The following is a 22896-nucleotide window of genomic DNA, read 5'->3' on the forward strand; positions in this document are numbered from 1 at the left end:
TCAGAGAGGAAGGACGACGCTGCCCATCACCGCCGTCAGCCGCGACATGATGTCGGTCCACAGCCCGGTCACCATAAGGAGGCCGAGGAAGATCAGCAGGATGCCACCGCAGATGTTCACCACCCGGATGTGGCGTCGGAGGAACTCGACCGTCTTCGCCGCCCACCCGAACCCGAGTGCGACCAGCAGGAACGGGATGCCGAGGCCGAGCGAATACACGAGGCCGAGGAAGCCGGCACGGACAGGGTCGCCGGCGTTGAACGAAAGCGCGATGATCGCCGCAAGCGTCGGACCCATGCACGGCGCCCAGCCGATACCGAGTGCCACTCCAAGTAGCGGCGCTCCGACGACCCCCGCCCGGGAGCCGACGTGGAAGCGGACCTCCCGCTGAGCGAAAGTGAGCAGCCCGAGAAAGACGAGCCCCATCAGGATGACGACGACTCCGAGGATGCGTGTGACCAGGTCGCCCCAGCGCAGGAAGAACACGCCAGCCGTGCCGCCCAGAGCAGTGATGAGAACGAAGACGACACTGAAGCCGAGGATGAACAGCAGCACGCCGACCACGAGCTGACGGCGCTCAGGCTCGGCTGCAGTCGTCGCGCCACCCTTCGAGCGCGGCGCGACTGCCCCGCCGAGGAAGCCGAGATAGCCGGGGACCAACGGGAGCACGCAGGGCGACAGGAACGAGACGAGGCCGGCGAGCATCGCGATGGGGGCTGCGAGCCAGAGCGCACCGGACCCGATGATGGTGTCGGCGTTCATGGTGTCTCTGCCAGAGCATCCTTGACAAGCGTCGAGAGGATCGAGGTGCCGTCAATGGGTCCGATGATGCGGGCGGCGACACGGCCCTGCCTGTCGAGCACGAGAGTCGTCGGTGTCGCCTGGATCGGCACGACCTTGGAGAAAGCGAGTTTCGCCTCAGCCGTGTTCACGTCGATCAGGCTCGGATAGGTGATACCGAACTCGTCAGAGAAAGCCAGGGCGGTGTCGGCCTGGTCGCGGGTATTGATGCCGATGAAGGCCACATCCTCTCCGCCGTACTCCTGCCAGACGCTTTCGAGATCCTTCGCCTCGATGCGGCACGGCGCGCACCCGGCGTACCAGAAATTGACGACGGAAACCTTGCCCAAGTTGTCCGCACTGTCGAAATCATCGCCGGTTTCAGTCACCCCGCTGAATACCACGGGCTCGCTTCGCTCGGCCACAGGGATCTCGACGATCGAGCCGTCGGCGGCCACATAGCCGGTGTTCTCACCCTTGAGGAAGGAATCGCTGACCGGATCCGGCGCACACCCGCTCAGACCGATGGCGAACACTGCGGCGAGCATGACTCCGACCGCACCACGAACGGAACGAAAGCGGGGATCTCCAGGCACATTTCGCACCCTACGCAAATCCCCTATGCGTGCGCCGAATCGGGCTATTTTCCCGCGCGCTACTTGCCGCTTCCAACGTTCCCCAAGACGGGTCGCCGTGGCGGTAACGTCGGGTCTGCTGATACACGGTCCCCCACCAGGAGGATGGTGTGTCATCTGGAGGCCAGCTGTGGCCTTCGAACGCAATTCCGACAGGATCTGAGAAGAGTCGGCTGTCCGCCCGCACACGCCGCGGCCCCCTGCGACCGCGCTGCCCATCAGGCGATCGAGTCGCAGAGGGCCGGCACTGGGGCGCTGCGCCCCCGCCGGGTTACTTGCGGGGCGGGTTGAGCGGCAGCCAGTCCTCGAGGCGCGTCTCGAAGATCTGCGCGCCCTCGACCGGGACGAGGGTGCGTTCCTCGATCTGCGCGCCGTAGTAGGGCGCGCTGTCGTCGCGCACGACATGGCGAGGATCCTTGCGGAACGCGAGCCCACGGCGGATGAACTCGTCCAGGCCGAACGCCTCGGGCCCCGCGATCTCGATGTCACCCTGCGGCGATCCGGCTGCGGTGCGCGCCACGGCCGTGGCGACATCCTCCGCCGCGATGGGCTGCACCAGACCGCCGGGCAGCGTCACGGTGTCGCCGGCAGTCGAGATGTCGGCGATGCTGCCGATGAACTCGAAGAACTGCGTGGCGTGCACGAGCGAGTACCCGATGCCCGATTCTCGGACCAGCTTCTCCTGCGCGACCTTGGCTGCGAAGTACGGGATGCTCTGCGGCCTGTTCGTCCCCACGATCGTGAGTGCGACGTGGTGCTTCACTCCGGCTGCGGCCTCGGCGCGCAGCAGGGTGGTCGTCGACGTGGTGAAGAACTCCATCACGTCATCCGGCGCGAACGAGGGCGAGTTCGACACGTCCACGACGGCGTCCGCACCCGCGAGCACCTCCGAGACTCCCTCACCCGTGATCGTGTTGACGCCGGTGTTCGGCGATGCCGCGATGGCCTCATGGCCGTGCGCGATCAGCTTCGAGACGACCTTGGACCCGATGAGGCCCGTGCCTCCGATGACGACGATCTTTGCCATTTTCCTGCCTTCCTCTCGTGGGCACAGGAAGGTGTGCCCATCAGTGGTGACCGCACATGAGCCTCGGATGTGACACGAGTGTTCGTCGAGATGTCACAGATCGCAGCCTCGCCCGGTCAGAACTGGAGGAGGGCACGCACGTACACCGATGCCGTCCGGAACGGAGTGTGCGGAGATGCGGATCCTCGAGGCAGGCGGCAACGCCGAAGGCGCCGTACAGCGCCCAGTGAGCGCTGACCGGATCGACGTGGAAGTGCCGGTCCGGACCGGCGACAATCGAGGTGTGCACACCGAACCGGATGACGCGCTGGCGACCTTCGACGCGCACCGACGACGCGTGTTCGGGATCGCCTACCGGATGCTGAGCACGGTCTCGGATGCCGAGGACATCGTCCAGGAGACCTGGATCAGGTGGCAGAACACCGATCGTTCGGCGGTCCAGGAGCCCGCGGCCTTCCTCACCACGATCGCGACCAGGATCTCGATCAATGTCCTCCAGTCCGCCCGCGCACGGCGCGAGACCTACATCGGCCCCTGGCTTCCCGAACCCGTGAACACCGAAGACGATCCGGCACTGGGTGCAGAGCGTGCGGAGGCGCTGCAGTTCGCGATCCTGCTCACCCTCGAGAAGCTGACCCCCACCGAGAGGGCGGCCTACATCCTTCGCGAGGCGTTCGACTATCCCTATCCGCGCATCGCCGAGGTGGTGTCCGGCAGCCCCGTCGGCGCTCGCCAGCTGGTGAGCCGCGCTCGCGCACACCTGGCATCCGCTCGCCACCGGACCGTGGACCCCGCCGCACAGCGCCGCCTCCTCGACGCCTTCCTGACCGCCGCGCAGAAGGGGGATGTCGACGAGCTCGAATCGCTCTTCGCGGCCGACGTCGTGAGCTACACCGACGGCAACGGCGTGAAGCAGGCCGCGCGAATCCCGGTGATCGGGCGCCGACGGGTCGCGGCGTTCGTCTCCGCGTTCGCGCACCATTTCTGGACGAGCAAGGCCATCGACTGGGTCGAGATCAACGGCCAGCCCGCCGCGACCCTGACCGAAGACGGCGAGGTGACCACCGCCGTGACCGTGACCGCGTCGGCCGACGGCATCCTGCAACTCCTCTGGGTGATGAGCCCGGCGAAGCTGCACCATGTCGCTGCGGTCCGCGCATGATGCGCAGGCACGACCCGGGAGGGAGGCGCCAGGCGAGCCGGAGCGCCGACGATCGGACCCTCGAAGCGCTGTCCGCCGCGCTGATGGCCCGCGACGAGCGGGCGGTTCGCGACCTCCTGCACACCTCGGTGACACTCGTCCTCGATGGAGGCGGTCACGGCCACACGGGATCGGTCCCGCTGACAGGCCGGACTGCGGCGGCCTCGCGACTGATGTCACTGATGACCCCCGAGACCACAGCCGTCACGGCATCCGTCAATGGCGTACCCGGAATCACCTTCGTGCGTCACAGCGAGGTCGTCGCGGTCGTCACGGCGGATGCCCCCACTGGCCGACTGACGGAGGTCTGGGTCGTGTGCAATCCGGCGAAGCTCCGCCACTGGAACCGATAGCAGCGTCGCCGCGCCATCCGTCCGAATCCATTCACGCGCATCCATCCGCCTGCCACAGGCGTAGGCTGGAACCCTAGGACGGACCGTCCGAGAAGATCTCCCGGCACCGCGACCGTCCGGAAGAGGAGTCACTCGTGGCTCAGTACGACGTCTCGAACCGCTCGGCGATCGTGACGGGAGCAGGCAGCGGAATCGGACGCTCGACCGCTCTGCTGCTCGCCCAGAACGGCGCATCCGTCGTCGTCAACGACCTGAATGCGGACAACGCGAATGCGGTCGTCGAGGAGATCCGCGCCGCCGGCGGCACCGCCGAGGCATCCGTCGGCGATGCGACAGACCGCGACTGGATCGCCGGCTCGATCGAACTCGCCAACACGCTCGCCCCACTGCGCATCGGCGTCAACAACGCCGGCATCGGCGGAGCATCCGCCCCCACCGCCGACTACGACGACGAGGCCTGGGACAAGGTCATCGCGATCAACCTCAACGCCGTCTTCCGCAACATGAAGGCGCAGATCCCCTCGATCCTCGCGAACGGCGGCGGATCCGTCGTCAACATCGCCTCGATCCTCGGCAGCGTCGGGTTCGCGAACTCCCCGGCCTACGTCACCGCCAAGCACGGCGTCGTCGGCATGACCAAGTCGGCAGCCCTCGAGTACTCCGCCCAGGGTGTGCGCGTGAACTCCGTCGGACCCGGCTTCATCGACACCCCGCTGCTGGCCACCATGGGCGACGAGGCGAAGGACTTCCTCGTGAGCAAGCACCCGATCGGCCGCCTCGGCCAGGCCGACGAGGTCGCGAACCTCATCGCCTTCCTCGCCAGCGACGCGGCGAGCTTCATCACCGGCAGCTACCACCTCGTCGACGGCGGCTACACGGCCCTCTGAGGTTCGACCGGGTTCGGTGCGCGCGATATCTGCACTCACACTGCCGAATTCAGGACGACAGCGCGGGTGCAGGACGAAATCGCTGATTCCGTCCTGCATTCGCGCTGAAGTCCTGCGTTCGCGCCGGGTTGCGAGACGGATGCCCCACAGCCGTCACCCCACTGGCGTCAACCCCGCGGTCGTCGCTTCTCGAGCACACCGGCGAGCAGCACGGCGACCACTGCCGCCGCGGGTGCCACGATCAGTCCCGCCTGCAGGCTCTGGGTGTCGGCGATGAACCCGACGAACGGCGGCGACAACAGGAACCCGAGCCGCAGCAGCCATGACACGATCGTGAGTCCCGCGCCGCGGCGCAGACCGGGCAGCTCATCCGCGGCATGCATGGCCGCCGGGATCAGCGTCGCGATGCCGAAGCCCACCGCCGCGAATCCGGCGATCGTTCCCGGCACGCTCGGGAAGACGAGGGCGAGCGTCATGCCGACCGCGGCGATCAGACCTCCGACACGCGCGACGGCGCGCTGACCGAAGCGGTCGGTCAGGCCGTCGCCCAGCATCCGTCCGACGAACTGCGCCCCGACGAGAGCGATGAAGCCGAGCGGAGCGACCACGGCCGGCGCATCGAGCGACTCGGCCAGGTACAGGGTGGCCCAGGAGTTGCCCGCATCCTCGGCGATGGCTCCCGCCATGGCGATCAGAGTGAGCGCGATGAGCATCATCACGATGCGCGGACTCAGACCTCGACGCACCGCGGTCTGGATCTCGGCCGGCTCGGCCGTCGCCTCGGCGTCCTCGTCTTCGTCTCGCCCGGGAAGGCAGAACCACAGTGCGGTGAATGCCACCGCCGCAAAGATCGCCGTCGAGATGCCGAGGTGCACGCCGAGCGGCAGCTGGAGGGCGATCGCCGCGGCGGCCATACCCCCGCCGAGCACGGCGCCGATCGACCAGATCGCGTGGAAGGAGTTGATGATCGAGCGCCCGTAGCGGCGCTGCACCCGCAGACCGTGGGCGTTCTGGGCGACGTCGGTGATGGCATCCGACGCTCCACCCAGCAGTAGTGCCACCGCGAAGAGGATGCCGGAGGGAGCGACCGCCGCCGCGAGCAGTCCGAGTCCCGTGGCGATCGTGCCGATGACCGCGATGCGCGCCGAGCCGAACCGACGGATGAGCACGGCGGCGAGAAGGCCCGCCGCGATGGCACCCGCGGGGAAGGCCGCGATCGCGAGACCGTAGCCGGCGTTGTCGAGTCCGAGCGCTGCCTTGATCTCGGGATACCGCGGCAGGATGTTCGCGAACAGGGCGCCGTTCGTGAGGAACAGCGCCGAGACGGCGATGCGCGCACGGCGTGACGCTCGGTCCGGAGTCACGGATCGAATCGATTCGATAGCAGTCATGGCAACGATGCTACAGGGCAGCGCGACGCATCTCGCAACCCGGCGCCCGACCGGGCGCGCCCCCGGCTCGGTGCCGGATCAGCAGCACCCCTCGGCACCAGCTCGGCAGTTCACGCCACACCGGAGACGGCAAAACCGCCGCGGCATCGGCCCAGCAGCGACTCGGTGCCAACGCCGAAACCGCCCGACGTCAGCTCAGCAACCGCCCGGCGTCAGTTCAGAAACCGCTCGAGTCAGCTCAGCAACCGCCCGGCGTCAGTTCAGAAACCGCTCGAGTCAGCTCAGCAGCGGCTCAGCGTCGGCCGCCGGGGCCCCGGCCACCAGAACGACCGCGGCCTTCGCCTCATCGAGCTGCTCGAACCGGCCGATGACCTCCGATGTCGGCCCGAAGGCGGTGAACCCTTCGACGATGTTCCCCGTGATCGAACCGAGGTACTGTCGCCCGTCGTTGCCCACGTGGAAACCGGGTTCGACCTCGACCCACAGCCCGCGAGGACGGGATGCCGCCGTGGTCCGCGTGCCCGCCGGCGCCTTCGCCGCTTTCCTGATTCGCGCAGACATGGTCACGCACTCATCGCGTGCAGCCGTCGAGATCCCCCGACGGCCGGAGCGAACTCACCGCGGGTGAGGTCGAGGCCTCCCGCAGAGTTGGCCGCGTTCATCATCGACACCACGAGTGCGCGGTCGATCGCGACTTCCTCCTCCATCACGAAGCGCAGCGGGATGGACGCATGCACCCAGAGCGTCTCGGCGACGCCGTCGCCGATCGCGAGCGTGAGCGGGAAGGACTCGTTGCGACGCAGCTTCGTGACGATCACGAGCCGGAGGTGGCTCAGCAGTTCGTCATCCACTTCGATCGGTGCCGCGGTGTTTCCATATGTCAGGTAACCCATGATCTCTCCTCACGCTGAAGAATGGCCTGGGAAATAGATTACTAGGTTACCTAGCTAAATGACAATCGACCGTCACGGAAGGTCGCTGATCTCCTCCGTGAGCCTGCGTAGGAAGCGCGCAACGGCCTCGGTCTGCTCGGGCGTGAACTCGCTCGCGATCGACTGGATCCGCTGGGTGAGCTCGTCGGCGGGCAGGTGCAGATCGCGCAGCGACGGGCGGAGCACTTTCGATCGCGCATCCGCAGGGTGCGGGGCGATGATGATCTGACCACGGTCCTGCAGTCGGCGCAGCACGCTGGTGATGGCCGCCGTGCTCACGTTCAGATGGGCGGCGAGACCGCCGGGAGTGGCCGGGGCGTCGTCGGGCGCGTCGATGATGAAGCGCATCGCCTCACGGTCGGTGTCGTTGGGGGCCCTCACGGCCGCCAGACGACGCCCGAACTGCGCGTCCGCACGGCGAAGCTCATCCACGCAGGTGACGAGATCCGTCATCTGCTTCGTATCGATCCCGGTTTCCATATGCCACCCCCTGACGCATCCATTCTACTTGAAGAACAGGTAACCAGGTTGCCTAGCGAAATCCAATGCGACCAGCCACTCTCATCGGATGCGAAGATAGAAGTAAACCAGAGAGGACGGCGATGGTCGAGCGATTCACACTCGAGGATGCGGGGTACATCGCGTACGCCGACATGCTCGATCGCCTTCGCACGCGGTTCCCCTCTGTTCCGGCCTGGCGCCTCGACCAGATCGTGACGGCGGAGCATGACGCGATCACGGGCGGGATCCTGCGGATCGTGCCAGCGGAGGTCGAGAGCGGCGCCGTCGAGATGCTTCTGCGCGAGCAGGGAGAGCGCGAGAAGCCCCTGACTGACGACAACGAGGTGGCGTGATGGAGCGCTCGGAGGATTTCGGCCGTTCCGGCTACTGGTACCCCGATTCGGACAGCGCCAGCACCGTCGACGTGCTGAACATGCTGCGGCGCTATCGATCGGCGGAGACCGCGATGCGCACCCGCACCCGGATCTCGATGGGCATGAACGAGACCGACCTCGTCGCCCTCCGCTTCCTGCTCCGCGAACAGCGCGCCGGACGCCTCGTGCGCCCGATCGACATCGCGCGGATGCTGGACATCTCCACCGCCTCGACGACGACCCTCATCGACCGGCTCGAGAAGGGCGGCCACGCCCGGCGCGAGCCGCATCCGACCGACCGCAGGGCCGGCGTCATCGTGCCGACGGTCAGCAGCGATGACGAGGTCCGCGAGACCCTCGGCGCGATGCATCGCCGCATGCTCGCCCTCGTCGACGAGCTCGACGACAAGGAGCGCGCGATCATCACGCGGTTCCTGGCCGGCATGACCTCGGCGATCGAGGAGGCATCCGATCTCGATCAGGAGCTGCGCGACGTCATCCGCGACCACGAGGAATCGGAGTCGGCCGGCGAGTAGCCGAGCCGCGGTCGCACACCCCCGGGACAGAGAACGGGGAGGTGGCGATCGCCACCTCCCCGTTCTGGGTCACTGATCTCAGTTGAGGGCGTCCTTGACGTTCTCGCCGGCCTTCTTGACGTTGGCCTTGGCCTGGTCGGCGCGACCCTCGGCCTCGAGCTTCTCGTTGTCGGTCGCCTTGCCGACGGTCTCCTTCGCCTTGCCGGCGAGGTCCTGAGCGGCATTCTTGATCTTGTCATCGAGTCCCATGGGGGCTCCCTTCTCTCTTCATCGGTGGTCTTGCGGCGGTCTATGGGGCTTCAGGGCCTGCTCGCGCGGTGGTTCAGAGCGGAAGCGAGAGGATGCCGGCGATCACGGGCAGGGCGGCGGCGGCCACGAGGGCGATGAGCCCGACGACTCCGGCCGTGCGCCAGGTCGGCGGCTCCTGGGCGATCAGGGGCGCGCGACCGAGACCGGTCGCGCGCCCCACGGCCTCGCTGGCGGGGAGCGGCGCGAGACTGACCGCATCCGAGAGCGTCGACGGCGCGGTGCGCGTTGTCACGTCGACCCAGCTGGGGGAATTCGTTGCTCCGGACATGTGATCACCTTCTTCGCGACAAAGATTACTAGGCAAACTAGTGAATTGCCAGCCTAGTGAAAAACTCAGGTACCCGGCCTACGCTCGAGAGATGACAGAGCTCACCCAGCCCACGGGGCACGAAGAGGCACTGCGCGCCGACCCTCGCGACGACGGCTCGGCTCCCCGAGCCCTCGTCCTCGGGGCGACCGGGTACATCGGAGGGCGACTCACCCCGCGGCTGCTGAACGCCGGATACCGGGTGCGGGTGCTCGCTCGCGACGCGGCACGCGCGGCATCCTTCCCCTGGGGAGCGGACTGCGAGATCGTCGAGGGCTCCGCCGACGATGCGGATGCCGTCGCCGAAGCCATGCGCGACGTCGATGTCGTGTACTACCTGATCCACTCGATGACCGCGGGCAAGGGTTTCGAGGAGAGCGACGAGCGCGCGGCGACGACCGTGGCGGATGCTGCGGCAGCGGCTGGCGTGCAGCGGATCGTGTACCTCGGGGGACTGCATCCAGACGATGTGACCCTGTCTCCGCATCTGCGGTCGCGCGTGCGGGTGGGCGAGATCTTCCTCGAGTCAGGGGTGCCGACCCTGGTGCTGCAGGCAGGGGTCGTGATCGGCTCGGGCTCCGCGTCGTTCGAGATGATCCGTCACCTCACCGACGTCCTCCCCTACATGCCCGCGCCGAAGTGGGTGCGCAACCGCATCCAGCCGATCGCCGTGCGCGACGTGCTGCACTACCTGCTGGGTGCCGCTCGCGTCGACCACGACGTGAACCGCGCCGTCGACATCGGCGGACCCGATGTGCTGCGCTACGGGCAGATGATGAACGGGTACGCGCTGGAAGCCGGCCTGCGGCAGCGGGCGATCGCCGCCCTTCCCGTGCTGACGCCGGGGCTCGCGTCGCACTGGGTGAACCTCGTGACTCCGGTGCCGCGGTCGATCGCGCGTCCGCTCGTCGCGTCGCTGCAGAACGAGTGCATCGTCAAGGACCACGCGATCGATGACCTGATCCCCCGCCCCGCAGACGGGCTGACGCCCTACCGCACCGCCGTGTCGATGGCGCTGGGTCGCGTCGACGCCGACACGATCGAGACGAGCTGGCAGGATGCCGAGGTCTCGGGTGCCCCGAGCGACCCTCTTCCCAGCGATCCGGACTGGGCCGGGCGCACGGTCTTCACCGACACCCGGAAGCTGCGCACCGCCGCGCCGGTCGACGGTCTGTGGCGGGTGATCATCGGGATCGGCGGCTCGAACGGCTGGTACTCCTCGAAGTTCCTCTGGGCTGTGCGCGGCTGGATGGACCGACTGGTCGGCGGGGTGGGCCTGCGTCGCGGCCGGCGCAGCAAGGCCGAGGCCAGGGTCGGAGACGCCATCGACTTCTGGCGCGTCGAGGCCGTCGAGGAGCCAGGGCGCGCGACGGACTCCTCCCCCGCGAGCGGTGGACTGCTGCGGCTGCGCGCGGAGATGAAGGTGCCGGGCGAGGCGTGGCTCGAGCTGCGGGCGCTTCCGGACGGCGACGGCTCACGGTACGAGCAGCGGGCCGTGTTCTTCCCCCGCGGACTCGCCGGCCGCCTGTACTGGCTCGGCGTCCTGCCGTTCCACGGGTTCATCTTCGCCGGGATGGCGGCGCGGATCACCGCCGCCGCGGCCACCCCGGTCGAGACGGTCGCGCCGGGTGCGCCGGGTGCGGCGGGTGCGCCGGGTGCGCCGGGTGCGGACAGTGCGGCTACTGCCGAGACGGCCTCCGTCGCCTGATCCCTGCCGAGTCGCATCCGGAGTCAGTTCTGCCCGAGGTCGCGTGCGGGGTCACTTTCGCACCCGGAGGTCGCGTGCGGGGTCACTTTCGCACCGGAGGTCGCGTGCGGGGTCAGTTCCGCACCGGAAACGGCGGTTTCGGATGCGTTACTGACCCCGCATCCGCACTGACCCCGCATCCGAACTGAGGGTGCCGGGGGTATGCGGGGTAAGTTCCGCCCCAGGTTTCCGCGTACGGGGTCGATTCCGCACCCGAAGGTGCATGCGGGGTCGATTCCGCACCCGAGGTCGCGTGCGGGGTCACTTTCGCACCGGAAACGGCGGTTTCGGATGCGTTACTGACCCCGCATCCGCACTGTGGGTGCGTGCGCGGCGTGCGGGGTCGATTCCGCACCGGAGGTCGCGTGCGGGGTCACTTTCGCACCGGAAACGACGGTTTCGGATGCGTTACTGACCCCGCATCCGCACTGAGGGTGCGTGCGCGGAGTCAGTCGACAGGGCGGTCCGGAGTGCGCGGCGGGTCCCCGTGCACGGCTCCAGGGGCGGCATCCGCCTCGGCCGGCTGCTCGGCGAGACCCGCAGGGTCAGCACCAGCACCCGCACCAGCACCAGCACCCGCACCAGCACCCGCACCCGCACCAGCACCAGCACCCGCACCCGCATCCGCATCCGGATCCGCACCCGGGATGATGTCGATCGCCTCCGTCGCCGTGGCGTAGACCTCGGCGAGGCTGTCGTCGACATCGGCCTCATCGATCCAGGCGAGGTCGTCTTCGGAGTGGTCGTACTCGACCGGCACGAGCGCGAAGTCGTCGCCGTACTCCTCGAGTCCCGCCATGACGCTGTGCCGCACGGCCATGCGGGCGTAGCGCTCGCGCAGGATCATCGGATCCCGCCGGAGGTCCTTCATGAACGCGACCATCATGAACGCCATGATCACCGCGAACGGCAGCGCGGCGATGATCGTGACGTTCTGCAGCGATTTGAGTCCGCTGCCCTCTTCGCCGGTCACGAGCAGCACCGCAGCGATCACCCCGACCAGGATGCCCCAGACGACCGCGACCCACCGCGACGGCTCTGGGCGCCCCTGCTGCGAGAGCGTGCCCATCACGAGGGATGCGGAATCGGCGCCCGTCACGAAGAAGATCGAGATCAGCAGGATGAGCACGATGCTCGTGATCAGCGGGAACGGCAGGTTGCCGAGCACGCCGAAGAGCACCTCCTCGGGCGGATCCACGGTGAGACCGGCGCCCTCCATCTGCTGCTGGATCGCCGTGGTTCCGAAGATGGCGAACCAGATGAGGGAGATGGCCGCCGGAACCAGGATGACCACCGACACGAACTGGCGCAGCGTGCGGCCGCGCGAGATCTTGGCGATGAACATGCCCACGAACGGAGACCACGAGATCCACCACGCCCAGTAGAAGATCGTCCAGCTCGAGAGGAACATCTGCGCCTCGTCGCCCTGCGAGGCGGAACGGGCGACCATCTCGGGCAGGTCGCCGAGGAACTGCACGGCCACCGACGGGATGACGTTGAGGATCAGCAGCGTCGGTCCGACGAAGAACACGAAGAACGCGAGCAGCAGAGCCACGACCGCGTTGATGTTCGACAGCGCCCGGATGCCCTTCGAGACGCCCGACACGGCCGAGGCGATGAAGCAGGCGGTCAGCACGGCGATCGCGGCGATGAGTACGCCGTTGCCGAGCTCGCCGATGCCGCTGACGATCTCGACGCCGTGGCCGATCTGCAGGGCTCCAAGTCCGAGCGATGCGGCGGTGCCGAACAGGGTGACGATGATCGAGAAGATGTCGATCGTGCGTCCGAGCGGCCCGGTGGTGCGGCCCTCCCCCAGCAGCGGCGCGAAGATCGACGAGATCAGCGGGGTGCGGCCGCGACGGAACGCGCCGTAGGCGATCGCGCCACCCACGAGTGCGTAGAACGCCCACGCCTGCGGGCCCCAGTGGTAGAGCACCTGCGCCTGCGCGGTGTGCATGGCCTCGAGGGTGTTCGCCTCGACCGTGCCGGGCGGCGGATTCTCGAAGAAGGTGAGCGGCTCGGCGGCGCCCCAGAAGACGAGGCCGATGCCCATGCCGGCGGCGAAGAGCATCGAGATCCACGAGAACATCGAGAACTCGGGCTCCTCGTCGTCGCGTCCGAGCGGGATGCGCCCGTAGCGGCTGAAGCCGATGAACAGCATGAAGACCAGGATGACGGTGGCGATCGTCGTGAAGAAGAAGCCGAAGTACTCGACGACCCAGTCGAGCACGGCCGAGGTCGTGCCCGAGAGGTTGTCGCCCGCGAACACGCCCCAGGCGATGAACGCGATGGTCAGCGCGACGGCGATGCCGAAGACGAGCGGATCGGTGCGGTAGGTGCGCCCGGTCTCCTCGACCGAGACGCCGGGGACCAGCGCCGGATGCACGCCTCGCGGCGGAACGGTCGCGATGTCACGAACGATCTTCTGGGCGGCCTCACTGGCCTTCGCGGCCTGCCTGATCGCGGCGGTGGAGGTCTTCGGATGGTCGTTGCGCGGGGGCGTCTTCTCGTCCGGAGTGTCCATGAGAACCCATTCTCCCATGCCGGCATTCCGCCCTCGGGATGGGAAAACCCAGGTGAACCGGCCGATCCCCGGCGTGTACGGGGTCGGCACGCCGAGCGGATGCCGGATGCTCTGGGTTTTCCGGGCGCGTCAGCAAGGTCGACAGGCTGCGTCAGCGCGAGCGACGTCCGCCGAAGACCGAGTGCAGCAGCGGCAGCGCCGAGACGCAGATCAGGGTGATGCCGAGTGGAGGCAGAGTGGCGACGAGCAGCGCCCCGCCGACCAGCATCGCGGCGAACAGCACGCCGGATCCGATCCGCCGGGCGATGCCCTCGAGCCGGTCGAGCCGACGCTCGAGGGCGGAGGTATCGAACGTGACGTCACCGTCGTCGACCCTGGTGATGATCGCGTCGATCCGCTTCGGGAGGCGATAGGTGACGGCGGCGGTCTCCATGGCCTGCTGCGCCATGTCCTGCATGAGGTTGCCGGACTCGTCGCGCAGCAGTCGACCGGCGTAGGGTTCGGCGGCATCCCAGACGTTGAAGGCGGGATCGAGGCTCGAGCACATGCCGGAGGTCAGCGACACCGCCCTGATCAGCAGCAGCATGTTCTCGGGCAGCTGCAGCGGGAGCGAGCGCACCATGTCGCCGAACTCGTCGGCGAACGCCGTGAACTCCCGCGGATCGACCGTGCTCAGCTCGGCGAAGCCCATGCCGCCGAAGCGGGCGAACAGCGCCCGGAGCGCGCGTTCCAGCTCGGCGGTGTCGGCGGAGGGCAGCAGCACGCCGATCTCCTGCGCCGCGGTGACGAGCCCGCGGCTGTCGCGACCGGCCACGGCGATCAGCAGGGTGCGCAGACCCGCACGCAGGTTGTCGGGCACCTCGGCCATCATCCCGAAGTCGATGAACGTGAGACGGAAGTTGCGCCCGGTAGCCCCGCTCGCCGCGACCGGCGTCACGAAGATGTTGCCGGGGTGCGGATCAGCGTGCACGAAGCTGTGTGTGAAGACCTGGTCGAACATGACCTCGGCGAACACGTCGGCTACCTCGGAGGGATCGATGCCCGCTGCCCGCAGAGCATCCTTGTCGTTGATCTTGATCGCGGTGACGTCCGAGAGCGTCAGCACCTTGCGGGTCGACCGCTCCCAGACGATCTCGGGGGCGCTGACGCGTGGGTCGGCGGCGAAGTTCTCGCGGAAGCGCTCGGCGCTGGCCGCCTCGTGCAGATAGTCGATCTCCTCGAGGCTGGTCTGCGCGAACTCCTCCACGAGCCCCGGCGCATCGACCCGGTCGGCGACGAGTCGCACGCGCATCGCCCAGCGGGCGACGCGACGCAACGCCGCCAGGTCGACCGCGACGATCTCGTCGATGCCGGGACGCTGCACCTTGACGACGACCTCGCCGAGGCCGGTGTCAGCGGCATCCTGAGCGGAGAGGCGCGCTCGATGCGCCTGACCGAGGGATGCGGCGGCGACCGGCGTCTCGTCGAACCACGCGTAGGCCTCTTCGAGCGGACGGCCGAGCTCAGCCTCCGCCGCAGCCCGGATGCCGGTGAACGGCACGGCCGGAACCTCGTCCTGCAGCCCCTCGAGCTCTTTCGTGATCTCGGGCGGCAGCACGTCGAGGCGCGACGACATGAACTGCCCCACCTTGATCATGAGTCCGCCGAGTTCGACGGCCAGCACGTGGAAGCGCTTCGCGAAGCGCTGCATGCGCGGCGCGCGGGTGCGCTCCGAGACGGAGCTCAGACCGAGCTTGGGCAGGACGAGCTCGAACCACCAGATCTTGGCGAACTCGCGCGCCGCGAACGACACGATGCGGCGGTACCGGGCACGATGGGCGCCCTGCGCCGCAGCATCCGTCATGTGTCGTCCCTGGGTCGTGTGCGATCAGTCCTGAGCGAGGATCGAGTACAGCCTACGGCGGGCCTCATCGAGGATCTCGACCGCCTGCTGCACCTGCTCGGTGCTGCCGCTGCGGCCGACGGCTGCGGCCGCGGCCGCGAGGTCGACGCCCGCCTTCGGGAGCGCGGTGTAGCGGGGGTTGTCGTGCGAGCCCTCGCCCTTCGACTGCGACTCCCACGGGGCGGGGGTCTCGGTGTGCTCGGCGGCGACGGCACGACCGGCCTCGGTGAGCGAGTAGGTCTTACGACCGTTCTGCTCCTCAGCCTCGATCAGGCCCTCATCGGCCAGCAGCTGCAGCGTGGGGTAGACGGAGCCTGCGCTCGGCTTCCACGAGCCGCCGCTGCGCTCGGCGATCTCGTTGATGATCTGGTAGCCGTGCATCGGCTTTTCGACGAGGAGCGAGAGCACCGCGGTGCGGACGTCGCCCTTCGCCATGCGCGAGCCGCCGCTGGGGCGCTGCTCGAACGTCTTGCGGAGCTGGTCCATGGCATCGAAGATCGCGGATGCGGGTCCGCCGGGGCCAGAGCCGAAGCCGGATCCGCCGAACGGGTTCGAGGGGAATGCGTTGTTCATGATGACCTCCCGGAAGTGGTGAGCGATAGTCAACGATATATCGTTAAGGCTGTGTGGCGGGTGGGAATCTGCTGTCGGCGAGGAACTTCGGCCGATGTGTCGATCGGCCGGCTGCTCGATCGTCATCCCTCTGTACGCTGACCGACGAACAGTGAGGATGAGACCATGCGCTACACACTGCTGTTGCACTACGAAGAGCTCGATGCCGAGACCCTGGGTGCCGAGGCGCTCGAAGAGGGGCAGGCCGCGTTCGCGAGCTACGCCGCCACGCTGCACGCGGCGGGAGTCCTGATCGCCGCCGAGGTCCTGCAGCCCTCGGCCGTGAGCACCACGGTGCGCGTGCGCGACGGCGCGCTGCAGGTGCAGGACGGCCCGTTCGCCGACACCAAGGAGCAACTCGGTGGAACGGTCGTGATCGACGTCGCCGACCTGGATGCCGCGATCGGCTTCGCCCGACAGGCACCGCCCGCGTTCTGGGGCGCCGTCGAGGTGCGTCCGGGCGCCGTGTTCACGGTCGACGGCGTCTGGACGCCGAACCGATGATCCCCGAGGAGGTCCGAGTCGCCGCCGAGCGTGCGGCGCGGACCTCCTACGGCCGGCTCGTCGCGCTGCTCGCCGCCCGGACCGGCGACCTGGCGCTCGCGGAGGACTCCCTGTCCGGGGCTTTCGAGGAGGCGCTGCGGCGCTGGCCGGACGACGGCATCCCGCACAATCCGGAAGGATGGCTGCTGACCGTGGCGAGGAACAGGCTACGCGACGTGTGGAAGTCGGCCGCGGCGCGCGCATCCGCTCCCCTCCACGAGGAGAGCGCCCGCATCGATCCGCTCGCCGAGCACGACCCGCTCGCGATCGGCGACAAGCGGCTGGAGCTCCTGTTCGTCTGCGCGCACCCGGCCATCGATCCTGCCGTGCGCGCGCCGCTCATGCTGCAGACCGTGCTCGGCTTCGAGGCGACGGAGATCGCACGGGCGTTCGCGGTGCCGCCCGCCGCGATGGCGCAGCGACTGGTGCGGGCCAAGCGCCGCATCCGGGATGCCCGCATCTCTTTCTCGATCCCCGATCGACGCGTGCTGCCCGAGCGGCTGCCGGCGGTGCTCGAGGCGGTGTACGCGTGCGCCGCGCTGACCTGGCGCGGGGATGCCGAATCGATGGCCGGCGAGGCCCAGTATCTGGCGGCCACCCTCGCCGGGCTGCTCGTCGACGAACCGGAGGCCTGGGGACTCGCGGCCGTGACGACCCTGACCCTCGCGCGGCGCGCGCCCGAGTTCGTGCCGCTCGACGAGCAGGATCCGCAGACATGGGATGCCGCGCTGATCGCCGAGGGCGAGGCCTACCTGCGGCGAGCGCGACCGGCGGATGCACCGGGACGATTCCAGCTCGAGGCCGCCATCCAGGCGGTGCACTGCGACCGTCTCCGCACCGGTCGCACGGACTGGGACGCCCTGCGGATGCTGTACGCGGCGCTGCTCGCGGTCGCGCCCACGCTCGGCGCTCGGGTGGCGTCCGCGGTCGTCGTCGCCAGGATCGAGGGACCGGAGGCGGGGCTCGCGGCGCTGCCGACGGCTGCGGACGACTTCCAGCCGTATCAGGCGGCACGGGCGGAGCTGCTCGCGGCGGCCGGTCTCGACCCGAGAGAGGCGTATGCGCGTGCGATCGCCCTCGCGGAGGACGACGCCGTCGCCGCCTTCCTCCGCGCCCGCGCGGCCTCGTACGAAGGGTGCCGCTGACACGTCTGCACGCACCGCCGCCTGAAAGCAAGCCCCCTGTGCTCCACAGGTGACGATGTTTGACTTCTGTCGATGTCGACTTCTGCTGCCGTTTCCCCCGCGTCCACCTCCGTCCGGGTGAGCGTGGTCGTCCCCGTGTTCCGTCCGGGGGATGCCTTCGACGAGCTCATCGCCTCGCTCGATGCGCAGACGCTCGCGCACGACCGGTTCGAGGTGCTGCTGTGCGATGACGGGTCCGGAGACGAGACCCGGGTGCGGCTGGAGGAGGTCGCCCGCGACCGCCCCTTCGTGCGCGTCGCGCTGCTGCCGCATTCGGGCTGGCCGGGGACGCCCCGAAACCATGGCATCGACGAGGCGAAGGGCACGTACATCCAGTTCGTCGACCAGGATGACTGGCTCTACCCTGGCGCGCTCGAGGCGCTGTGCGACTACGCCGACGCGAACGCCTCCGACGTGATCGTCGGCAAGGAGGTGGGGATCGGGCGCCGGCTGCCGAGCCGGATCTTCCGCCGCGACGTCCCCCGGGCCAGGCTCGGCGAAGACCCGCTGCTGGAGATGCTCACCCCGCACAAGATGTTCCGCACGTCGTTCCTGCGCGAGCACCGCATCCGCTTCCCCGACGGCAAGGTCCGCCTCGAAGATCACCTCTTCGTGATGCGGGCGTACTTCGAGGCGTCGACGATCTCGATCCTCGCCAGCCAGCCCTGCTACGCGTGGGTCAAGCACGCGGGCAGCGCGAGCTCGTCGCGCATCGACCCGGAGTCGTACTTCCCGCACCTCGAGGCCGTGCTCGATCTGGTCGAGCGCTACACCGAGCCGGGGCGGCTGCGGGATCGCCTGCTGCGGCACTGGTTCCGCGGCAAGATCCTCAAGCGGCTCACGGGCAAGAAGATGCTCGGATACCCGGACGACTACCGCGAACGGCTGCTCGACGTGGTCGGGCCGCTCGCGCAGCGGCGGTTCGGACCGGGGGTCGACGGCGGCCTGTCGTTCCCGAACCGCATCCGCGCGGCACTGCTGCGCGCGAACCGGCGTGCGGACCTCCTGACCTTCGCCCGCTTCGAGACAGAGATGACCTGCCGTGCCGTCGTGACGTCGGCCCGCTGGTCGCGCGGCGGCGGCCTGTACCTCACGGTCGACGTGTCCGTCACGCGCAACGGTGCGGATGCCCTGGTGTTCGAGCCCGGCACGCGGATCCTCACCTCGTTGCCCGTAGCGATGGACGGCCTGCCGACCGGCCTGCTCGAAGCGGGCCGCGAACTGAAGAACGACCAGGTCGGGCTGGTGCTGCGCGACAAGGCCGCCGGTCTCGAGCGGAAGATCGCCTCGGTGCAGCCGCGCGATCCGCACACGACCTCGTTGGCGATCGATCCGCTCAAGGTGTTCGGCCGCGACGACGAGTCCCGCGGTGCGAAGCTCGTCGTCACCGTGCGGCGGGCGGGCTGGACGTTCGACGTGCCCCTCACCGCGGATGCCGCCACCCTCGCCGCAGCCGGACCCTCACCCCTGCTGGCCGGGCGTCGCTGCACGCTGGTCGCCGGTCGGGGCGGTGCGGTCGAACTGCGTCGCGAGTGGCCGGGCGGTCGTGTCAGGGACCTGGCGGGTCGCGCCGCGCGACGCCTGCGGAGTGCTGCGGTCAGCGCGCGAGCGTCAGGATCTCGGCGCCCGTCTCGGTGATGGCGATCGTGTGCTCGGTGTGCGCGGTGCGGCATCCGGTGGCGCTGCGGAGGGTCCAGCCGTCGGCATCCGTCACGAGTACGTCCGTGTCGGCCATCACCCACGGTTCGAGCGCGAGCAGCAGACCGGGCCGCAGGACGTAGCCACGACCGCTGCGTCCGTCGTTCGCGACGTGCGGATCCTGGTGCATGGTCGAGCCGATCCCGTGGCCGCCGAACTCGAGGTTGATCGGGTAGCCGGCACCGCTCAGCACGGTGCCGATCGCGTGCGAGAGGTCGCCGATGCGGGCCCCCGGGCGTGCGGCGTCGATCGCTGCGGCCAAGGCGCGCTCGGTCGCGTCGATCATCGCCAGGTCGTCGGGGGAGGCCGTGCCCACGACGAAGCTGATGGCCGCGTCGGCCGAGATCCCACGCAGGGTGACGGCGAGGTCGAGGGTGAGCAGATCGCCGTCGGCGAGCGCGTAGTCGTGCGGCATGCCGTGCAGCACGGCGTCGTTGACGGCGGTGCAGACGTAGTGGCCGAACGGTCCACGGCCGAAGGACGGCGCGTAGTCGACGTAGCAGGACTGCGCCCCGGCATCCTCGATCATCGCCTTCGTCCACCGGTCGAGGTCGAGCAGGTTCACGCCCGCGCTCGTCCAGTTCTTCAGCGTCTGCAGGATGCTGCCGACGAGCGCGCCGGCATCGCGAGCTCGGTCCAGCTCGGCGGTGGTGAGGATCTCGATCATGATGCACTCCAATAACTATCCCGGTAATACTATCCCGGTATTAGAATGGGCACATGATGGTCCGGATGCCGCTCACCCCCGCCGAGGTCGAACGCGGCGAGCGCCTCGGTGCCCTGCTGCGGCGTGCGCGCGGAGAGCGATCGATGCTCAGCGTCGCCCTCGACGCCGGCGTCTCGCCCGAGACGCTGCGCAAGATCGAGTCCGGCCGCGTCGCGACGCCCGCGTTCTCGACGATCGCCGCGATCGCCGGAGTCCTGCACCTGTCACTCGATGCGGTGTGGGCCGAGGTCGAACCCGCCACGCAGATGGTCAGCCGGGCGCAGGTCGCCTCCTGAGATGGCACATGCGCTGATCACCGGCAGCTCGCGCGGCATCGGCCGAGCGATCGCGCAGACGTTCGCTCGTCGAGGTGACCGCGTGGTCGTGCACTACGGCCGGGACCGGCAGGCCGCGGAGCAGACGCTCGCATCGCTCGACGGCTCCGGCCACGCGCTGGTCGGTGGCGACCTGGGCGATCCGGTCGAGGCAGCGCGCGTGGTCGACGAGGCCATCGCCGCCCTGGGCTCCCTCGACATCCTGGTCAACAACGCCGCCGTCGCGCCCAGTGCGGCGAACGAGCATCGCGTCGATTCCGTGTCTTATCCCCAGTGGCAGGAGGCGTGGTCGGCGATGGTCGCGGTCAACCTGCTCGGGGCGTCGAACGTCACGCTGCGCGTGGCGCAGCACCTGATCGAGCGGGGATCTGGCGGGTCGATCGTGAACGTCGGATCGCGGGGCGCCTTCCGCGGCGAGGCCGACCACCCCGCCTACGCCGCGACCAAGGCGGGACTCCAGGCGTTCGGCCAGTCGATGGCGCTCGCGCTCGCGCCGCACGGCATCTCGGTGACCTCTGTGGCACCGGGCATGGTGGCCACCGAGCGCCAGACCGCGAAGCTCGAGGGCGAGACAGGCGACAGCATCCGTGGTCAGAGTCCGTTCGGACGTGTCGGCACGCCCGAAGAGGTGGCGGATGCGGTGGCCTACCTCACGTCGCCGACCGCCGTGTGGGCGTCGGGGACCGTGCTGGATCTCAACGGCGCCTCGTACTTCCGGTGAGCGCGCGGTCCGGGTCGCTCGCTCTGGGGCCTCGCGACCTGGAGATCGCGCGCTAGGGCCGCAGCACCGACTCCAGGAGGCCGGGGAACAGCACATCCAGGTCGTCGCGCCGCAGCGTGAGCATCCGCCGCCGTCCGTTCGGCTCGTTGCGGATCACTCCCGCCTCGCGCAGCACCTTCATGAAGTGCGACTTCGTGGACTTGGGCAGATTCGGATCGGTGGCGTGGCAGGCGGCCATGTCGAGCGGACCGTCGGCGAGCTGGCGCGCGATGGCGAGGCGCTCGGGGTCGCTGAGCGCGAAGAGCACGTCGGTGAGCTGGATCTCGGAGCGCTCGGGATGCGGAAGGTCGCCAGGCATAGTTCGAGAATAGTTGAACAATCGCGTCAGGGCGAGTACGCTCCGATAGTTCGATGATTCTCGAACCGAACTTCACCTCCACCTCCGACGCCCGCGCGGGAGCATGCATGAGCACCACGTCACCCATCGCCACCTCATCGTCGACGGCGCCCTCCGCCGCACCGATCCGGCGCCCACGATTCGGGTTCGCCCTGGCGATCGTGACGCAGATCGCGATGATGATGGGAGCCAGTGCGCCGTCGCCGTTCTATCCGGTGCTCGCGGCGGAGATCGGATTCGACGCGATCGTCATCAGCGCGGTGTTCGCCGTCTACGCGATCGCCCTCCTGCTCGCCCTGCTCACCGCAGGCTCCCTCTCCGACCACGTCGGACGCCGCCCCGTCGCGATCGGCGGGTTGCTGATCCTCGCCGCGAGCATGGTCCTGTTCTGGCATGCCGATACCGTGGCCACCCTCATGCTCGCGCGCATCCTGCAGGGCGCCGCGAGCGGTGTGCTCATCGCCGCGCTCTCCGCCGCCGCGCTCGACCTCGCCCCGGGGGGACGCTCGAGGACCGCCGCGCTGTGGAACGCTCTGAGCCCCGGCATCGGCCTCGCACTCGGCGCACTCGTCTCGGGCATCGCGCTCGACCTCACCGGCGAACCTCTGCTCGACGTCTTCGCTCCGCTGACCGGCGTCTACCTCGTGCTCGCGGGGCTCTTCTTCCTCGCCCCCGAGACGGCACCGTTGCGGCCCGGGGCACTGGCATCGCTGCGATTCCGGTTGTCGGTGCCCGCCGGCATCCGCTCGGACTTCTGGCGCGGGGCGCCCGCCATCATCGCCGGCTGGGCCACCGGAGGACTCTTCCTCTCGCTCGGCTCCACGATCGTGCGCGGTGAGCTCGGCGGCGAGGCGCATGTCTGGCAGGGACTCGCGGTGGCCATGCTCGCCGGAGTCGGCGCGATCACCGCGTTCGTGTTCCGCAACCGCCGCCCGCGCACCTCGGTGATCTTCGGCACCGCGGCGCTCGCGGTCGGCACCGCGCTGTCGCTGTGGGCCCTCGGCGTGGAGTCGCTCCCCTTCTACCTGGCAGCGACCGCCGTGACCGGCATGGGTTTCGGCACCGCGTTCTCGGGAGTGGTCGCGTCGCTGGCGCCCCGCATCCCGGCGAGCGACCGCGCCGACACGTTCGCCGTCATCTACCTGCTCGCCTACCTCGCCTTCGGCGTGCCGGCGGTCGTCGCCGGACTGCTGGTCGGGGTACTCGGACTCGAAACGGTGTGCGTCGGATACGGCGTCGTGGTCATCGTGCTCGCGGTGGTCGCGCTCGTGCTGCGGGTGCGCCGGGGGGAGTAGGGGGCAGGCCCGGGGGGGG

At 69.0% G+C, this 22896-nt stretch carries 26 protein-coding genes; 12 read left to right on the forward strand and 14 right to left on the reverse strand.

Features of this window, described 5'->3' with window-relative positions:
• From ACESK8_RS11690 to ACESK8_RS11700, 3 genes are all read right to left on the reverse strand, one after another.
• Positions 1 to 762: a cytochrome c biogenesis CcdA family protein gene (locus tag ACESK8_RS11690; RefSeq protein ID WP_372968760.1), complete on the reverse strand. Its 762-nt coding sequence runs from the start codon at positions 760 to 762 to the stop codon at positions 1 to 3.
• A complete protein-coding gene (locus ACESK8_RS11695) occupies positions 759 to 1328 on the reverse strand; it encodes a TlpA family protein disulfide reductase (RefSeq protein ID WP_372968761.1) in 570 nt (189 codons plus the stop codon). Before ACESK8_RS11695 ends, ACESK8_RS11690 begins: the two co-directional genes overlap by 4 nt.
• Before the next feature lie 358 nt (positions 1329 to 1686).
• Entirely contained in the window at positions 1687 to 2442 is a 756-nt protein-coding gene (locus tag ACESK8_RS11700) for an SDR family oxidoreductase (protein ID WP_372968762.1), read from the reverse strand.
• Between the two features lie 283 nt (positions 2443 to 2725).
• Here ACESK8_RS11700 and ACESK8_RS11705 point away from each other — a divergent pair, with 283 nt between their 5' ends.
• The 3 genes from ACESK8_RS11705 to ACESK8_RS11715 all read left to right on the forward strand — a co-directional run bounded on the left by ACESK8_RS11705 (position 2726) and on the right by ACESK8_RS11715 (position 4883).
• Positions 2726 to 3604 carry an RNA polymerase sigma-70 factor gene (locus tag ACESK8_RS11705; protein WP_372968763.1) on the forward strand — a complete coding sequence of 293 codons (879 nt, stop codon included), beginning with the start codon at positions 2726 to 2728 and terminating at the stop codon, positions 3602 to 3604.
• Complete coding sequence (locus ACESK8_RS11710; RefSeq protein ID WP_372968764.1) at positions 3601 to 3996, forward strand: hypothetical protein; 396 nt, start codon at positions 3601 to 3603, stop codon at positions 3994 to 3996. The genes ACESK8_RS11705 and ACESK8_RS11710 overlap by 4 nt, the downstream gene beginning before the upstream one ends.
• 134 nt (positions 3997 to 4130) lie before the next feature.
• Positions 4131 to 4883, forward strand: coding sequence for an SDR family NAD(P)-dependent oxidoreductase (locus ACESK8_RS11715; protein WP_372968765.1), 753 nt, complete (start codon positions 4131 to 4133; stop codon positions 4881 to 4883).
• A gap of 167 nt (positions 4884 to 5050) precedes the next feature.
• Here the strand turns inward: ACESK8_RS11715 and ACESK8_RS11720 are convergent, their stop codons facing one another.
• The 4 genes from ACESK8_RS11720 to ACESK8_RS11735 all read right to left on the reverse strand — a co-directional run bounded on the left by ACESK8_RS11720 (position 5051) and on the right by ACESK8_RS11735 (position 7659).
• On the reverse strand, positions 5051 to 6274 hold the full coding sequence (locus tag ACESK8_RS11720) for an MFS transporter (protein WP_372968766.1): 1224 nt from the start codon (positions 6272 to 6274) through the stop codon (positions 5051 to 5053).
• A 276-nt stretch (positions 6275 to 6550) separates the two neighbouring features.
• Entirely contained in the window at positions 6551 to 6835 is a 285-nt protein-coding gene (locus ACESK8_RS11725) for a hypothetical protein (protein WP_372968767.1), read from the reverse strand.
• A 2-nt stretch (positions 6836 to 6837) separates the two neighbouring features.
• On the reverse strand, positions 6838 to 7167 hold the full coding sequence (locus ACESK8_RS11730; RefSeq protein WP_372968768.1) for a hypothetical protein: 330 nt from the start codon (positions 7165 to 7167) through the stop codon (positions 6838 to 6840).
• A gap of 72 nt (positions 7168 to 7239) precedes the next feature.
• The gene (locus tag ACESK8_RS11735; RefSeq protein ID WP_372968769.1) at positions 7240 to 7659 is read right to left on the reverse strand and encodes a MarR family winged helix-turn-helix transcriptional regulator; all 420 of its coding nucleotides are present in this window, start codon (positions 7657 to 7659) and stop codon (positions 7240 to 7242) included.
• 149 nt (positions 7660 to 7808) lie between these two features.
• On the opposite strand from ACESK8_RS11735, the gene ACESK8_RS11740 reads away from it, so the two are divergent.
• On the forward strand, positions 7809 to 8060 hold the full coding sequence (locus tag ACESK8_RS11740; protein WP_372968770.1) for a hypothetical protein: 252 nt from the start codon (positions 7809 to 7811) through the stop codon (positions 8058 to 8060).
• Positions 8060 to 8617, forward strand: coding sequence for a MarR family winged helix-turn-helix transcriptional regulator (locus tag ACESK8_RS11745; RefSeq protein WP_372968808.1), 558 nt, complete (start codon positions 8060 to 8062; stop codon positions 8615 to 8617). Before ACESK8_RS11740 ends, ACESK8_RS11745 begins: the two co-directional genes overlap by 1 nt.
• Positions 8618 to 8695: 78 nt before the next feature.
• Here the strand turns inward: ACESK8_RS11745 and ACESK8_RS11750 are convergent, their stop codons facing one another.
• Entirely contained in the window at positions 8696 to 8866 is a 171-nt protein-coding gene (locus ACESK8_RS11750) for a CsbD family protein (RefSeq protein WP_060926716.1), read from the reverse strand.
• Positions 8867 to 8939: 73 nt separating this feature from the next.
• Entirely contained in the window at positions 8940 to 9194 is a 255-nt protein-coding gene (locus ACESK8_RS11755; protein WP_372968771.1) for a hypothetical protein, read from the reverse strand.
• Positions 9195 to 9285: 91 nt separating this feature from the next.
• Between ACESK8_RS11755 and ACESK8_RS11760 the strand changes: the two genes are divergently transcribed.
• Entirely contained in the window at positions 9286 to 10941 is a 1656-nt protein-coding gene (locus tag ACESK8_RS11760) for an SDR family oxidoreductase (protein WP_372968772.1), read from the forward strand.
• 487 nt (positions 10942 to 11428) lie between these two features.
• Here ACESK8_RS11760 and ACESK8_RS11765 read toward each other — a convergent pair whose 3' ends face one another.
• The 3 genes from ACESK8_RS11765 to ACESK8_RS11775 form a co-directional block, all read right to left on the reverse strand.
• Positions 11429 to 13504: a BCCT family transporter gene (locus ACESK8_RS11765; RefSeq protein ID WP_372968773.1), complete on the reverse strand. Its 2076-nt coding sequence runs from the start codon at positions 13502 to 13504 to the stop codon at positions 11429 to 11431.
• Positions 13505 to 13655: 151 nt separating this feature from the next.
• Positions 13656 to 15347 carry an ABC1 kinase family protein gene (locus tag ACESK8_RS11770; protein WP_372968774.1) on the reverse strand — a complete coding sequence of 564 codons (1692 nt, stop codon included), beginning with the start codon at positions 15345 to 15347 and terminating at the stop codon, positions 13656 to 13658.
• 24 nt (positions 15348 to 15371) lie between these two features.
• Positions 15372 to 15959 (reverse strand): PadR family transcriptional regulator, encoded by a 588-nt coding sequence (locus ACESK8_RS11775; protein WP_372968775.1) that lies wholly within the window; start codon positions 15957 to 15959, stop codon positions 15372 to 15374.
• A gap of 165 nt (positions 15960 to 16124) precedes the next feature.
• Between ACESK8_RS11775 and ACESK8_RS11780 the strand changes: the two genes are divergently transcribed.
• The 3 genes from ACESK8_RS11780 to ACESK8_RS11790 all read left to right on the forward strand — a co-directional run bounded on the left by ACESK8_RS11780 (position 16125) and on the right by ACESK8_RS11790 (position 19363).
• Positions 16125 to 16502: a YciI family protein gene (locus ACESK8_RS11780; protein WP_372968776.1), complete on the forward strand. Its 378-nt coding sequence runs from the start codon at positions 16125 to 16127 to the stop codon at positions 16500 to 16502.
• Positions 16499 to 17686, forward strand: a complete 1188-nt coding sequence (locus tag ACESK8_RS11785; protein ID WP_372968777.1) for an RNA polymerase sigma factor — start codon at positions 16499 to 16501, stop codon at positions 17684 to 17686. The genes ACESK8_RS11780 and ACESK8_RS11785 overlap by 4 nt, the downstream gene beginning before the upstream one ends.
• 72 nt (positions 17687 to 17758) lie before the next feature.
• A complete protein-coding gene (locus tag ACESK8_RS11790; protein ID WP_372968778.1) occupies positions 17759 to 19363 on the forward strand; it encodes a glycosyltransferase family 2 protein in 1605 nt (534 codons plus the stop codon).
• Here ACESK8_RS11790 and map read toward each other — a convergent pair.
• Positions 19323 to 20090 (reverse strand): type I methionyl aminopeptidase, encoded by a 768-nt coding sequence (gene map / locus ACESK8_RS11795; protein ID WP_372968779.1) that lies wholly within the window; start codon positions 20088 to 20090, stop codon positions 19323 to 19325. The genes ACESK8_RS11790 and map overlap by 41 nt on opposite strands.
• Before the next feature lie 56 nt (positions 20091 to 20146).
• On the opposite strand from map, the gene ACESK8_RS11800 reads away from it, so the two are divergent.
• Together ACESK8_RS11800 and ACESK8_RS11805 are read left to right on the forward strand one after the other, a co-directional pair.
• On the forward strand, positions 20147 to 20425 hold the full coding sequence (locus tag ACESK8_RS11800; protein ID WP_060927939.1) for a helix-turn-helix domain-containing protein: 279 nt from the start codon (positions 20147 to 20149) through the stop codon (positions 20423 to 20425).
• 1 nt (position 20426) lies between these two features.
• Complete coding sequence (locus ACESK8_RS11805) at positions 20427 to 21185, forward strand: SDR family NAD(P)-dependent oxidoreductase (RefSeq protein ID WP_372968780.1); 759 nt, start codon at positions 20427 to 20429, stop codon at positions 21183 to 21185.
• Positions 21186 to 21237: 52 nt separating this feature from the next.
• Here ACESK8_RS11805 and ACESK8_RS11810 read toward each other — a convergent pair whose 3' ends face one another.
• Positions 21238 to 21543, reverse strand: coding sequence for an ArsR/SmtB family transcription factor (locus tag ACESK8_RS11810; protein WP_372968781.1), 306 nt, complete (start codon positions 21541 to 21543; stop codon positions 21238 to 21240).
• Positions 21544 to 21650: 107 nt separating this feature from the next.
• On the opposite strand from ACESK8_RS11810, the gene ACESK8_RS11815 reads away from it, so the two are divergent.
• The gene (locus ACESK8_RS11815) at positions 21651 to 22877 is read left to right on the forward strand and encodes an MFS transporter (protein WP_372968782.1); all 1227 of its coding nucleotides are present in this window, start codon (positions 21651 to 21653) and stop codon (positions 22875 to 22877) included.
• Positions 22878 to 22896 lie beyond the last annotated feature (19 nt).

The sequence above is a fragment of the Microbacterium sp. genome, assembly GCF_041641055.1.
In the GTDB taxonomy this organism is placed as follows: domain Bacteria; phylum Actinomycetota; class Actinomycetes; order Actinomycetales; family Microbacteriaceae; genus Microbacterium.